This is a genomic window from Flavobacterium sp. N1719 (genome assembly GCF_025947045.1).
Lineage (GTDB): Bacteria > Bacteroidota > Bacteroidia > Flavobacteriales > Flavobacteriaceae > Flavobacterium > Flavobacterium stagni.
This window is the reverse complement of record NZ_CP109993.1, coordinates 590,912-605,971: the sequence shown is the minus strand read 5'-3', so window position 1 is coordinate 605,971 and position 15,060 is coordinate 590,912. Positions and strand designations below refer to the sequence as shown.

Annotated in this window: 12 protein-coding genes; 9 read left to right on the top strand and 3 right to left on the bottom strand. The window is 30.5% G+C overall.

All coding sequences use genetic code 11. From position 1 onward, the window contains the following. Window positions 1–197: 197 nt before the first annotated feature. Window positions 198–830 (top strand): recombinase family protein, encoded by a 633-nt coding sequence (locus OLM45_RS02340; RefSeq protein WP_264511635.1) that lies wholly within the window; start codon window positions 198–200, stop codon window positions 828–830. 518 nt (window positions 831–1,348) lie between these two features. Further along, a complete protein-coding gene (locus OLM45_RS02335; RefSeq protein WP_264511633.1) occupies window positions 1,349–1,999 on the top strand; it encodes a hypothetical protein in 651 nt (216 codons plus the stop codon). Window positions 2,000–2,015: 16 nt separating this feature from the next. On the opposite strand, the gene OLM45_RS02330 is transcribed toward OLM45_RS02335, so the two are convergent. Continuing rightward, complete coding sequence (locus tag OLM45_RS02330; RefSeq protein ID WP_264511631.1) at window positions 2,016–3,170, bottom strand: hypothetical protein; 1,155 nt, start codon at window positions 3,168–3,170, stop codon at window positions 2,016–2,018. Between the two features lie 232 nt (window positions 3,171–3,402). Here OLM45_RS02330 and OLM45_RS02325 point away from each other — a divergent pair, with 232 nt between their 5' ends. The 7 genes from OLM45_RS02325 (at window position 3,403) to OLM45_RS02295 (ending at window position 11,796) form a co-directional block, all read left to right on the top strand. Beyond that, window positions 3,403–3,708: a hypothetical protein gene (locus OLM45_RS02325; protein ID WP_264511629.1), complete on the top strand. Its 306-nt coding sequence runs from the start codon at window positions 3,403–3,405 to the stop codon at window positions 3,706–3,708. 22 nt (window positions 3,709–3,730) lie between these two features. Further along, window positions 3,731–4,048: a hypothetical protein gene (locus tag OLM45_RS02320; protein WP_264511627.1), complete on the top strand. Its 318-nt coding sequence runs from the start codon at window positions 3,731–3,733 to the stop codon at window positions 4,046–4,048. A 261-nt stretch (window positions 4,049–4,309) separates the two neighbouring features. Then, window positions 4,310–5,263 carry a hypothetical protein gene (locus tag OLM45_RS02315; protein WP_264511625.1) on the top strand — a complete coding sequence of 318 codons (954 nt, stop codon included), beginning with the start codon at window positions 4,310–4,312 and terminating at the stop codon, window positions 5,261–5,263. A 283-nt stretch (window positions 5,264–5,546) separates the two neighbouring features. Further along, window positions 5,547–6,863 carry a phage Gp37/Gp68 family protein gene (locus tag OLM45_RS02310; RefSeq protein WP_264511623.1) on the top strand — a complete coding sequence of 439 codons (1,317 nt, stop codon included), beginning with the start codon at window positions 5,547–5,549 and terminating at the stop codon, window positions 6,861–6,863. 156 nt (window positions 6,864–7,019) lie between these two features. Further along, a complete protein-coding gene (locus OLM45_RS02305) occupies window positions 7,020–7,163 on the top strand; it encodes a hypothetical protein (RefSeq protein WP_264511621.1) in 144 nt (47 codons plus the stop codon). Between the two features lie 336 nt (window positions 7,164–7,499). Further along, a complete protein-coding gene (locus OLM45_RS02300; RefSeq protein ID WP_264511619.1) occupies window positions 7,500–10,136 on the top strand; it encodes a hypothetical protein in 2,637 nt (878 codons plus the stop codon). Between the two features lie 388 nt (window positions 10,137–10,524). Continuing rightward, window positions 10,525–11,796 carry a tyrosine-type recombinase/integrase gene (locus tag OLM45_RS02295; RefSeq protein ID WP_264511617.1) on the top strand — a complete coding sequence of 424 codons (1,272 nt, stop codon included), beginning with the start codon at window positions 10,525–10,527 and terminating at the stop codon, window positions 11,794–11,796. Between the two features lie 26 nt (window positions 11,797–11,822). Here the strand turns inward: OLM45_RS02295 and OLM45_RS02290 are convergent, their stop codons facing one another. Then, entirely contained in the window at window positions 11,823–13,295 is a 1,473-nt protein-coding gene (locus OLM45_RS02290) for a hypothetical protein (RefSeq protein ID WP_264511614.1), read from the bottom strand. Then, a complete protein-coding gene (locus OLM45_RS02285) occupies window positions 13,296–15,059 on the bottom strand; it encodes a Rho termination factor N-terminal domain-containing protein (RefSeq protein ID WP_264511612.1) in 1,764 nt (587 codons plus the stop codon). It lies immediately after the preceding gene. Between the last annotated feature and the right edge of the window lies 1 nt (window position 15,060).

Here is a 15,060-nt window from a genome sequence, read left to right as displayed (position 1 = left end):
TAATCACGGGGGATACAGGGTGGAAAAAAATAAAAATATTTTAAGAAAAGCTGGCGTGGGTTATATATTCCTTGTACACTCGCGGTGTTGTTATAAAAAAAGGTTTACCTTTTCATATAACAACAAATGAGTGAAAAACAAGCTTTGAAGTCAGCAAAATGACCTCAAAAAGTATAGAACCTTTTTTTATAACACTTATGAGTAAAATACCAGTTGCAATTTTCGGGAGAGTAAGTTTAGATTCGATGGACTTTCAAAGACAGATTAGTGATTTACAAAAAGTCGCTGATAGATTAAATTATGAAGTAGTTAGTATTATAACAGAAAAAATTTCGGGAGCTAAAAATAATGATGAACGAATGGGCGTTCAGCAATTACTGCAAGAAGCCCGACAAGGAAAGTTCAAAAAAATATTATGTACAGAGGTTTCTAGATTAGGGAGGTCAACCATTCAAACTTTAAGTCTTTTGGAAGAGTTACATCAATTAGGGATTAGTGTTTATCTACAAGACCTAAATTCTGAAACCTTAAATGAAAATGGAGAAATAGGTTTTCAAACAGAAATTATGCTTCATATGTTAAGTTTGTTTGCAAAAAATGAAAGAAGAAATTTGATTGATAGGATTCGCTCTGGAATGTTGCAAGCCAAAAAAAATAATATTCATTGCGGGAGGCCCAAAAATATTAAGGAAAGTAAAAATGAATTCTTATCTAAATATCCCAAAGTTATAGATGGTCTTATGAGAGGTTTTAGTGTTAGGGAGTGTGTTAAGCTATATGACACTTCTTTGGGAACTGTTGCAAAGATTAGAAAAATGATTGAGATATGAGAAAAGCAGATATCACAGGTATTCACAGAATACTCACTCGATATTATGGTAGCCGTCACATGACCATGGAAACAAATGTCGAGGATAAAAATTTTATAAATCCCTATAGTATGAAGTTGATATTCGACTATAACCCAAAGATTGAGATTGACTATATAATTCTACTGAGAAAGTTAAGAAGATACATTTTTGGAGTTCATTTCAACTTAAACATTATCCAAGAAGAAAACAAGATTCAAATCTATGTGATAATGTATGATAAGTCAGAGTATAAGGATTATGATTTTGAATTTAGCCAGAACTAGGTATGAAGAAGACAAGAATAACAATCACGCATCAGCTTGAGAAAACCCAGCATCACTTTATGGTGGTTAATCCTGATAAGCTGACCAGTTCGGAAGTTTATACGATTATGATGGTAATGGGTAGAGATGGTGTTCGTGAATGGTAAGTTATATAATTACTAATCATTTACGATTAAAAATAAGTATATTTGAAATATTAAATTAAGAAGTAAAATGGGGATTTTTAAAAATAGAACCGAACACGAAAATTATGTGAATTCAATTTTAAATCAGCAGAAAAACACTATGTCTGACAAATTATTACATTTATTTTTGTGGGAAAAGATTAAACTTATTTTTAAATATGATGACTCTGTAAGAGAGGAATATCTAGACAATGATGACAATATTATTATATTGAATGATGAGAATGGAATAATGATAATTGGCTATCTTCAAATTGACAAGAAGTGGAATTTCAATAGTTCTCATGATTCTAATACAATTATCAATGCTCTAATTGATTTTATAAGTGATATTAGAAAATTAGCAGTAGAAAAAGAAATTACTTCATTTAGATTTATTATTATTACAACATTTAAATTAAGTAATTTTAAGAGTAATATTTTTTCTAAATTATCCAAAGATGTATCGTACTTTTATTTAGCAGAGACCGATGAAAACAATAACTTACTTTTAGACTTAAATAGGGATGAAGAATTGATTGAACTTATCAATGAAGATTTTAATATAAAAGGTTTTTTCGATTTTATGTTAAATAAAAATAAAAAACACGATGCAGATTGGAACTGTGAAATATGTGACGGTAATAATTATACTGGATGTCAGTTTTTTGACCCAACAGAATGCCCTAGATTCTCATAGTTAATAATTTATGATTTCAACTTATCCCTTTTTCTAAAGTACCGAAATCATCATTATTATATAAAAAACTATTTTCCCCAAGTTTGGTTTTATAAGATATTTCATTTACAAAAACATTTCTCTGCTCTAAATGATACTTTAGAGAAATATGTTTTTCAACATCATCTCCAAAAGGAGTAAAATTATCTTTCTCCTCAATTTCTACTTTATATTTATCAAACATGATATAATAATGGGTATCTATAATATTTTGAAAGTGAATACAATTTTTTAAGTAAATCAAATCAATTGAAATGTTTAGCTCATCATTAAAAACTAATTTTTTCAATTCACCTGACTTTTCATCTGCATATTCTGGATAAAATAAAATTAATTCATCCTTTAGATTTTCATGTTCCGCGAGCCATTTAAGCAAATTCATTTCAATATCCTTAATCAATGTATTATACAATTGCATTGCTTTAGCACATTCATGCTCAAGTTCTAAATATTTTTTTATTTCATCTACTTTATTATAAACTTTATAAAATCTATGCTCATTTTTGAATCTAAAATCAAACAAAGGCTTAGAAGCATAGAAATCAGAATATTTCTCATACCAATTCAATAATTCAGCTTTTGATATAGTTTTATTCTTAAAAATTGATAACTCAGTTATTGCTTCTATTGATTTTCTGTTCAAATACTCATAGTGAGAACTTGGTCGAAACTTAACCTTTTCATCTTCATAGATGAACAACTCTAAAGATTGACCGTTTTTATTTACTTTATCCTCAAAATTGCATTTAAAGACATTGCAATAGTATAAATCCTTTACGTTTTCATTCTCATCTTCTTCAATTATTAAATTGAAGTGATTGCCTGAATTTCTGCCACAAAACAGCATTCCATTTTTATCAAAATTTGAACAATCTTTTGAACCGCATCTCCCTGAATATGATTGTAAAGTATCATTCTTCTTTTTGAATTCATAAAAGATTTCTTCTAACTTAATTAGAAACATTTCTTTCGAAGCATCTTGATATGTCAAGTTTTCATCTAAAATTAGATTTAATGACTCTAAATTCATTTCTGTAATTGCTTTAACAATAGTTTCCTTTTTTCTGTTAAACATAATAACATCTCCCATTTGCAATAATTTGGACAATAATTTTCTTTGTTCTGGAGTCATTCTATTTCATAGATATAAATTTCTTAAAAATACTATTTTTTTCTCATCTAGAAAAGCTTACCCCTCCTACCCCTGAGTGTAGGTTACCAGCCCCTACCTCCCTGCTTAATATCAACCTTAAGCGACACCCATAATACCATTCGAGAAAAAATTTTTTTCCAAAATTTTTCACCCAAAAATTTAAGCTCCTTTCCATATCCACTGATATTTATAATAAAACACACAAAATATTATGGGAACACCAAAAACTTACTCAGACAAACTAACTATTGTTATCCCATTAATTGAACCATATGGAGAGTCGATGGAATCAGCAATTCAAATAAGTGGGATTCATATAAATTATTTGATACCCATCCAGAAGAAAATAATTCAATACCTATTTGATAATGAACCATGGACAAAGGTGGGGCAATCACTTGTTTTTGCTAATCAAAAAACTTATGATAAAATTGAGGTGGTAAGGCTATTATTGGAGGATGGAGAAACCAAACGATATGAATTTTGGTTTGATATCTCAGAGTGCTATGGCAGATAATATCCGTAAATAAAAATCAATCATGGACATACAAAAATATATCTACAACCAAACAAACGTAATCCTACCCATTACAGGCTCTGGCAATGGCTCATCAAAAGACAAAGCAGTTATAATGACCGTTGATGCTAAGCATATATTTGTTGGGGTTCAGAACGAATACATAAGCACCATTCTTGATGATGTACATTGGGATAAGGTGGAGCAATCACTGATTATTGAGGATGATAAGAAATTAGACAAGATAACCATCCAGCACTTCACGAGTGATGGTGAAGTTGTTGAGAGGTTGTTTTGGTTTGATATTACAGAGTGTTTTGGTATTTACATCTCTACTTAACTATTAAAGTCGATTTATAAGATATTTGGATAGTTTTGATTTGAGTTAAGTCTGTTCTTTCTAAAATCCAAATCCTGTCAGCTAGACGAGATACATTCTCAATAGTAGTATAAACTGAGGATTTTAAACAATACATCAAAAAGACTGAGTAATAAAAAAAGTTGCTATTTTGAAATAAACTTCTACGTTTTGTATTAGCTTTAATAAATAGTTACTTTTATTATATAAAATAAAAACAAGTAGTGAAAAAATCAAACAGCAATGGAGAATTTAGATGACATATTAAAAAATGGATTAAGTGACTTTGATAGAGAATATTTAAAAGAGCTAGAAAATAGAGATGAGTCTGAAGAAGATAAATTGTTTTTCAACCTTTTTGCTATTTTAAAGAGTAAAATTATCCTAGCTGATAAACTTTCTATTATAATGAAGAACACTATGGACAAGTGTGATGATGAGATTATATCAAATTCGTCCGATGATTTTTCAATAAAACTTACAGAAAGTATTTCATCTTATAGTAATATAACAAAAGACATCAATGATATTGTTATGCTTATATATAAGGTAACTGATGATATTAATTATTTTTGGAAAGATTGCTCTATTGAAGTCTATCAAAATAATTACAATTTAATTAAAACAAAATATCTTCAAAAGTATGATAATGCAAATGAAATAGATTTTCTTTTATACGAATACCAATATTTTTTAGATGAAGAAAATATCGAAACTAATACTGCTCATTCTGAAGTTAGAAGTAACGATTATATGAGTTTACTTAACTACCGAAAATTTCTTAATTATGATAACAAACAATTTTTTTCGTTATTAAATAAGAAGAAAATGGATTTCCTAGAAACAGAGATTGATAAATTGGGATATTCAATTAAAATAAAAGGGAAAGGAGATAAACAAAAAATAACATTAATTAATACTCCTAGCATTTTAGAACCAGATTTACAACTTAAGGACTTACCAAATTTTAATGTTCAACAACGATACGAACTATTTAGAAGATTAGGTTTTGATAAAATAATCGATACTTTAGATACTAGTCAAATGTCTAAATACAAAATAATGGGTATTATTTTGAATCTTAGTCCAGACAATACAAAGAAATTATACAACAGAAGTTACAAAGAACTCACCGATAAAGATATAGAAGTTATTGAAGAATACCTTGAAAAACAAGCAGTTAAGTTAAAAAAATAAAAAAGGGGTCGACCCCTTTTTTGACCCCACATACATTTGCACCATAGAAATTGAAAAACAAATAAATATGGTGCAAATGAAAAGACAACGTACTTAAGTTTCATATCTGAAACAAAAATTCAACTAGTCGGGAGATAGATTGAATTACTTCAAAATACTTTCCTAATCTGGGAAGTTATTAATCAGAAATTTTATTAAAACAAAAAAAATCTATTTGAATATGGACAGGAAGAAAACTGCCATAACTCAAGTATACAGAATTAACTTTTAAAAATTATATGTTATGGCTAAAAATAGCAAAATCGAGTGGACCCACCACACTCTGAACTTATGGATGGGATGCACTAAGGTTAATGAATTGTGCGATTTATGTTATGCATGTGATGCAGCAAAACGAACAGGCAATGACATTTGGGGAGATGAAAATCCAAGACGTATGGTAATAAGTACTTTGAAATCTCTTGCTAAATTTCAAAAAGACGCTGAGAAAGCAGGTGAAATCCATCGTGTTTTTGTAGGCTCAATGATGGATATTTTTGAGAAGCCCAAAGAAATGATAAACCATAAAAAAAGGCTCCTTGTTGAAGGTCAGGACGAATTTTGGAATACTGGGCAACTCAGAGATAGGTTTTTTGAAATAGTTCCAAACTATCCGAATCTTATGTTTTTGTTGCTAACAAAACGGGCGTCCAACATTAACAAATACATTCCTGAATCTTGGAAGGAGAACCCTCCTAAGAATGTAATGTTCGGAATATCAGTGGGGAATCAAAAAACTGCTAACGACTGGATTCCATTGCTTAACAAAGTAAACGGACAAAAATTCTTATCAATAGAACCACAATTGGATGAAATTGACCTTACAGTCAAAATGCGAGGTTCTGACCTACGCTTGATTGATGTGCCGAACTGGATTATCAACGGTGGTGAATCAGGACACCACAGAAGACCATTCAACACAGACTGGGGCAGAATTCTTAGAGACCAATGTAAAGAGAATGGGGTACCGTTCTTTTTTAAACAAGTAGATAAGAAAATTGCGATTCCCGCAGATTTAGAAGTAAGACAATATCCAAAAAACCACACTTTAATAATTAACAATAATATGAAAACTACATTAAAAACCGCTTTAAGCAAAGAAGAAAGAATTTCAAACAACAACACAAAATGTGCATTGGCACTTGAAAAAGGTTATAAATATGACCGAGAAACAGGTAAAATAATTGGGCAAAGAAACAAAGAGATTAACGCTCAAATCAATGGATATACCATTATATCTTTTGTTGTTAATGGTAAAAGAATATACTTATATGGAACAACATTCATTGAGTATATTCTAAAGAGCGAAAATGAATCAATTTCTCCTGAAGACATTGAATTAGCTAAGGCTTATGTTAAGCCATCAGCCTCATATTTAGCTAAAAAGAAGGCTCTAAAAGAAGCAAACAAGCAAAAAGCATTGGATGTTACTAATGAAGAAATAACTCCTCAGGTTCCTGAAATTAAATTAAAAGATAAGAGCCTTGATTTCAATTGGAAACATATGAAGTTCAGAAAAGGGGTAAAGAAAAATAGAAGACAAAGCAGACGTGTGGCTTAAGCCAAACAATTAGTGGGTGATTATCTAGTCCGCATCTAACTACTTTCCAAGTCTGGAAAGGAGCAAATCAAATTAATATAACGGATATGTTTAATAGTTCATTTTTAGTGAACCTAGAAATCTATTGCCTACAGTTTACGGTAAAATCCAAAGAAAATGGGAAAAGAAATTTTTAAAAAAACACAAGATTCAATTGAGAATCTAAAAGATTTAAAGGTTAGAACAGAATACAATGTCTGGTATTTAACCAATATTGGGACACAAAATGAAAATCTAATGTGTTATTTGGAACCACCATAAGGGGGAAACAAATAAAAATTGTATTCAGGTTTTACGTTTGAAGTCATCGAAAGTCTCTTGCCATTTTATCCTTCCTTTTTAAATATATATCAAAATTTGGCAAGACTAAAATTAATCATAAAACATTGAATAACAATGCTTTCCAATAAATAAGCTTGATTTTCGTGATGCGAATTATGCATCAGTAATTCTTTGATTTTTAATGCTCAAAACTATGGCGCCGTAGTTTTGTTATGGCATTACTATGCTTATTGCAAGGGGCTTTATGTATGTTATAATCTCAAAGAAATCGAATGATTCTGATTATTTAAAACAATAACAAATGAAATAAACCAGATGGAAACAATAAAAATAAAAAGTCATGTTAGCAATGACACATATGCCAATGGCATCATAACCGACTTCACAAATAACAAATTAATTATCAAAGGTGATACAGGTATTGGAGGAACTACAGCTGTTTTAAACATAACAGACCAAACCATTATAATAATTTCCCCAATATCGGGAATGATAATGGGTAAAGAGAAAATCAGACAACCTCACCAAATGTTTATCTATCAGGATTCTAAGGATAGATGGCATCATTTTGAAAGTGAGTTAAGACGCGGCAACAATGTTGTTTTGAACACAACCCCTGAACAAATCATTGAAGTCAAAAAGAACAATAATTCATTGTATGATAAAATCATGCAAATACCATTCTTTATTGATGAATCACAGGTTTACGCTGAAAGTGATTACCGTGCCAGCATGAGTGTTTTCTATGATATCCTATTCAATGAGCACAAGGCTAATTTCACCCTTTCAACAGCTACACCAACGTATAAAAACTTAGATATTCCGAAGTACATTCTAAATGACATGCGAGTTTACAAGATAGAGCGTGAGGTGAAAAGAGTAAAAAAAATAACCATCTCACCCTTGAATAACTATTGGAATTTCATCAAATCAAACTGTGATAAAGGCAATAAGGTGGTGCTATTTACCAACGACTTGAATAAGATTAAAAACGTTCTGAACGAAGATAACCTAGGTTATAAAACCCAGATACTTGTTGGTGATACCCTAGCGGTAAAAACAAGTGGCGTTAAAACAAAAACCTATCAAGAGTTTGATGATATTGTTAAAGCCAAGATTGACGAAACGGCTGATGTTTACATTTTATCAACCAAATACCAAATCGGTTTTGATTTAGACTTTGATGCAAGTATAGGGATAATAATGGATGAGTTCTCCAATGTTGATTGCTACAACGTTAATCAAGTAAATCAATCTTATGGCAGAGTTAGAGGGACTGTGCTAGATGCACAAATATTTTATAGAAGCTCTAAATCCAATACCACCAACATAAATCAGCTTGAGAGACAAATTAACCAAATTGACTTTGATAAAGGGTATTTGAAAATAATTCAGCCACTTATCAATGAAATAAACCATGCTTTAAGTTACCCAAAAGCCAACCTAATAAACTCTTTGAACGATTATGGATTTACGGTTAATGATGAAGACACTCAAGGAACAGTAGTTGAAACATCGGTCAACTTCCCAATCAAATATCGAAATCTAATCAACCAAGAGGACCAAGATGTTTATATCATCAAAAAAGAACTAGAGAGAGTCTACAGCAATATCAAAGGCGATGACACGAATTTTAATGGCTTCGGCAAAAAAGATTTGTTGTTATGGGCAACAGCTTATATGGCGGTGGAAACGCAATCAGATTATTTACTTAATGCAACAGCGGACCGATACGAAAGACTTTTGAACACTGCAAAAACATTTATTGATGTAAATGACCTTGCCAACCCTGATAAAATGAGTGAAATGGATAAAATAACCAAGTTTAGGGTTTCCAAAACGCAAATGGATATTGCAATAAAAAATGGTGCGTTGTGCCAATTAAAAGAGGATGAAACAATGGAGTTTGGTTTGGTATTTAGCTATAATTGGGATGATGCCTATTTCAAAGCAAAACAAGTCATCAACAGCTTATATGTTATACAAATGATTGAAAACGGTCAGTATAGTGAAGAAACCAAGAGAATTGTTTATGGATTTAGCGTGGTTAGCGAATGTATTTTAAATGATTACATCAAAGCACTATCAACGGAATCCAATCAGGATGTCAAAGCATTGATTAATGGTGATAATAGAGAAGCTTTGGATAAACTGACCAAGGAATATTCAAAATCGCTGATAGGTAAAAGAGTATTCAACAATACGAACAGAGCGATTGTCAACCAATTATCAAAACTAGATGGCTATTCACAGTTAGAGTTCAACCAAATAATGGATAAAGCTGAAAAAATTAAGAATTCTTTGTTGGCTTGTAAGCATGGTATTAGAAATACGGTAAAGATGAATACATATTCAATAGAAAAACAAGTGGAACGCCATAAATACTATATTCTTTCGCTACTCTCTTTGTCTTGTGCTGGTCACATGTTCGGTTTTAAGACAACAAGTATTGATAATAGAGTGTTCAACACAGCTACCAAAACAACAAGGCAGCTTAGAGGTTATACGCCATATCAACTCATTCAATGCGACATCAAGAGTGCATTTGCTTCCTTTTTAGACACACTAGTAGGAAGCAATATTGCACAAGAGGTTTATTGCAATTTGGAAAAGAAGTACAAAATTGAAAGAAGTGAAGCCAAAATATGGTTCAACATGATGCTAAATGATAACAAGAGGACTGTACATGACGCCAAGACATTTTTCAAGGCTTGTGGTTACACCAAAGACCAAGTGGCGAAAATTATTGAATTAACGCTTGCTGAAAAAGGCAGTTTTTACAAAACCATGACCAAGATGGAGGATAATCTTATTGAGGATTTTAAATATATCAACAGGTTAGATTATACCGCTGTTAGGTTGCATGATGCAATCATTATATACAATACCCCTGAATTTCAGAATTTGACTTCTGTAATAGGAAAATATGAATTCGATATCAAATTAATTTAATAAGAATTAATGCTTTCAACACCAATAAATAGAATGTATCTCAGCGAGATATCCTCCTTTATAAACAGGAAGGATAAGAGAACTATTCGTGATTGGTGTGCCAAAAATCACTTGCATGTATACAAAGACTCATCAGGTGAGTTTGTTATAAGAGCAGAATTTGAATTAGCCTATAATATGCCTCTAATAAAGAATCTGAAACAAAAATATGGTAACAATTGGGTTGATTATTACGAGGCATACAATAAAGGAGAGTTATATAAAATATTGGATTTTAATAACAATGCAAGCAAAGCTCAAACTGGTTACATCCCAAAAGGGAATTTGTCTAAAAGACTATTTGATGGGTCACTAAAATAAATTACACTCGCATTAAAATAAATTATAAATGAAAACACTTAAATATAAAAAATTCTCAGGGCTCCACATAGTTTGCAAGAAGTGTAACAGACACATAGAAATATCTCAGACGCCATATAAGGGCTGTAATCACCCATTGGAGCGTCAGAAGTACAAAGCGATAATAAAATCAAATGGAGGTCGCAAAACGAGGGATTTGAAGTCGTTGGACTATGATGAAGCAGTAAAAGAACTATTGGATTTTAAATGTGAGTTATCCAATCCAATCAAACTTATAAAGCTTAACGCTCAACCCGAAATCAAATATGAATTGTTTACAGACTTTATGTACATGTTTGGTGACTGGTTGGAAAATATCGGTATTCCACGACATGAGCAAAAAATACGTTCACCAAAACACATCAAAGAAACTATTGGTTACATCAATAAGTTAGGTGGGTTCTTAATGAAAAATGGGTATGATTTGAAGAAGCTAACGATATATCAAGTAGACAAACACATGCTTGGGAAATACTATGAATATTTAGAACAAACAATCAAAAGCAATGCAACCTTTAATCACAATATAAGAGCCTTAAAGAGCTTTTATAACTTTCTCACTGGTGAAAAACAATTGGGGTTACCAAATATTCCAAAAAAGATGAAATTGAAATATGAGAACCCTAACCCAACAAGTATTTCTGATGAAGATTTTTTAAAATTACTTTCGGTAATAAACGAAAATGATTCTATTGAAATACTTAAAAGTGGAGTAAAAAAGAATAGATTTAGACCTTATACAAAGGATGGTATTGAGCTATGTGCTTATACAGGTATGAGACTTGAAGAAGTTACTTCTTTGAAGTATTCTGACATTGTTGTGGATTCAAATGGAGAATTGGAATGTATTATTGGAACTGATTTGAAGTTTGAACGTGCCCATAATTGGGATAAAACGAAAGCAACCAAAAGTGTTTACATACCTATTTCAAAAGAATTGGAAGATTTGTTGAATAGATTGGATTATAAGGCTAATCTTGGGGTTGACAAGTTTTTAATTGCTGGTAATGAAAACATAGACAGAAAGACCTTAGCAAAGCAATTAAGCCACTCCTTTACTTTCTACAGGAGAAAGGCTGAATTGGGAAATGACTTCAGTATAAAACACCTTAGAAAGACATTTTTGACAAAACTACATTTGCAAACTGGTTTAACAGAGTCAATGGGTTATCAAAAGACATCGAGTGTAGTTCTTAAAAATTATATTGATAAAAAAGCAGTTGTCAAAGAGGTAAATAAAAGAGGGTTCAGTTATTTTTAAACTTGTACTCACTACTTATTTTAAGATTACAATTTTGCTTTAAATACTCTAATTACTCGTGACCAATTTGTACCTATCCATTGTCCTTTTCTTTCTGTTATACTTAGTATAATTTCAAAATCACTATATTCTTCAAATGATGTCACAAAATCATCTAGTCTTTGTGTCTTATAATCGGAAACAAAAGGACTAACGCATACAAACAATTTTAATCCTTTAAAATTGTTTTTTATATTATTTATAAGGTCACTCATTGAGAATAAGTCTATGTCAAGAATATTCGAAAAAAGCTGAAATTTTGTATTTGTTGACTGACTGTTAAAATCGGCTGTGGTAAGGGAATCTAAATCTTTATTAATAGTAATTATCTCTGACACCCTATTAAACTTTCTCACGTGAAGTGCTGCTCTTTTTAAGGCAATTTCAGAAGGTTCAATCAATGTAATTTTCTTAATTGAAGTTGATATTGATTCATTTTTTAAATACTCCAAAAAGCATACCGAAGCTAATCCCTGCCCACAACCCCAATCATAAATCTCTAAATCTGCATTGAAAAATTCTTCAGTCAATGAGCCAAAAGCAGACATGACTTTAGCATAGTGCATTTGTCCATAACTATTAATATAAGCTAGTAATTGATTTTGCTCGGTTAAAACTTTTACTCCTCTTTGTAATGACCAGAATATTTCATCACTTCCAACTTTAGAATATAGTTTTGCGCATAGTTGTCTAATCTCCAAAAAGCTTGCTTTTGCGGATTCAATTATACCTGCATATTCTGTATCTAACTCAATTAAATCTGGTTCAATATTAAAAGGCATGAACAAATTTGACCTTTCAAGTATTTCATCAAGTTTGTTATGAATTTGCAAATACAAAGAATCTATGTTGTCCAATGTTAGTGACAATACTTCCTTTATTTGATTAGTATAAATGAAACTTCTTTGCTCTTGACTTAATTCATGAATCAATGCTTTTCTAAACTCAACGACTCCGTTTATATTAGAGTGTCCAAAATTGTAAAACACTTCAGTATAATAATGAATCAAAGTAGCTATTACTTTATGTTCACTGTCTTCTTCCATTAAAAAACTGATAGATAAATCGTCTAAGATATCCGAGATTCGATTTGAGTAATCAGAAATATTTCTAATTCCAACAAGAAATTTTGAAGCGGCTTTTAACCTACTGCTTATCTCAATCTTTTTAGAATTTGCTAGATTAAATAATTGATGGAACTCTGTATGAAGTCCGAATCTTTCAGACACATCTAATAAGCACATTATAAAGGTACAATTTTTGCTTATTGTAAAATCGAGATTTCTATAGATTCCATAGTTAACAAGAATATAACGCCCTATCTGCTCTCTATAAGGTGAGATACTTGTATAACTCTGACTAATAAAAAAGTCATACAATTCGATAGAATTTTCTTCAATAAATAAATTTAATTCTTGGACAGAATTAGAGAAACTATTAAGGTTATCTAAAACTGGCATTTAAAATTCAGTTTTTAGTATTTCTATAATTAATTGGGGCTTTGAAAACGAATTGTATTTATTAATATTCCGTTTTTTTGCGATTCTTTTTAATTCGTCAAGTTTAAATTTCTTAAGTTCAGATTCTCTAGCTTGTTTTGTTATTTCAGGCATATCAGGAAACAAGATTGGTATTTCAATTTCGTTTTTAGAAATATCATCACGAGTCGATTCAAAAGATTCATTTTGTTTTCGCACCTCAGACACATCTTCAAATTTGCTTTGAGCTTCAAGATTTACCTCTGTCGAAAAAACTTGCTTTTGGTTATCTTTTGATTCCTTTACTTGTCTATTTAATGAATTGATTATTTCATCTTTCTCTTTAATAGTTCTATTTAAATTTTCGATGATTGCGTCTTTTTCTTTAAATTCTGCTTTAGTTTCATTATAGATATAATTAGCAAACTCTTCAATACTTGAATCAATATAAACTTTGAAATATTCTTTTAATTGTTCTTCATCTAGCTTTATGAAATTTGGAAACCATTCATTGATTTTCTGATAAATGATATCATAGATTTTATTTCTTTTTCCCAAAGATGAGAGAAACAATTCTTTGAAAATATCCTGTTTTTTTTTTTGTATAATAATCTTGTCTAAAACTTTATATGTTACAAAATCAGAAGTATTTATTTGTTCTGATTCGATTTTAACACACCAGCTATCTATGTATTCAAAACGACTTACACTATTGGATGAATTATTAAAAACGTTCTGATAAATGCTTTCAATAATATAATAGTCAAGCTGACTGTCTAATTTAAATTTAATAGTTGTTTCAAAATTTTCTGTTTTATACTTATTTCTGAAACTTTTATATCCTTTGTTTAAGCCGAATATCAGTGCCAAACCTTCCTTTTTGTTTTCAATAAATTTTCCAGAAATTAAATCCGACACGAAAGAATCCACTTGTTTTCTTTTCCCTGGCCCATAACTTTCAAGAATTGCGACCAAATATGTATAAGTATTATAAGGGATTTTATCAATTTGAATTAATCCATTTCTAGTTTCTAGTTTGACTTTTTCACTAGATGCATAATTTTGAACAACATTGCTTGTTATTTCATTATAAATTGTGTCGTGAAATGCTTTAGATTTTCCATTATCCTTAAATGCAAATTCAAAATTATTTTCAACTTCGACTTTCTGTTTAATGAGTATTTCATTAAATAATTCATTAATGTAACCTAATGACTTAAAATAGTGAGTAGGATAGTTTTGGAAGGCTTCTTTAGCAATTTTCATAGCTGCAAACCCTCCCATTAGTTGGTCATATTTTTTCAAAAAATGACTCCAATCAACTCCAGTTGATTTTGAGTCTACATTTTCAAGTTCAATAATACTAATACCATCTTCTTTCAAATCCTTTAAGAGTCCTTTAGGGATAAAGGCTGCCCCGCTCGTGATATTAAATTCAGTGTTTATTTTTTGCTCTTCATCAGAAAAATAAATAGCTTTTATCCTTGAAATAGGTATAGGCATATCAAATAAAAAGAAATTTTGGCTGATTTTTCGAGGAGCTTCTTCTACTGAATTTAATACTATTTCAACAGCACAATTCGTTTCACTAGTATATTTAAAAGTGCTAAGTAAAATATTGTTTTTAAATCTATCTTGAATATCTGGATTCCGATTATCAATATATATTGAAGGTGCAATAATTCCACTACTCAAATAATGAGCAAGATTAACTGACTTTATTGAGATATAATATATTGACTCCATC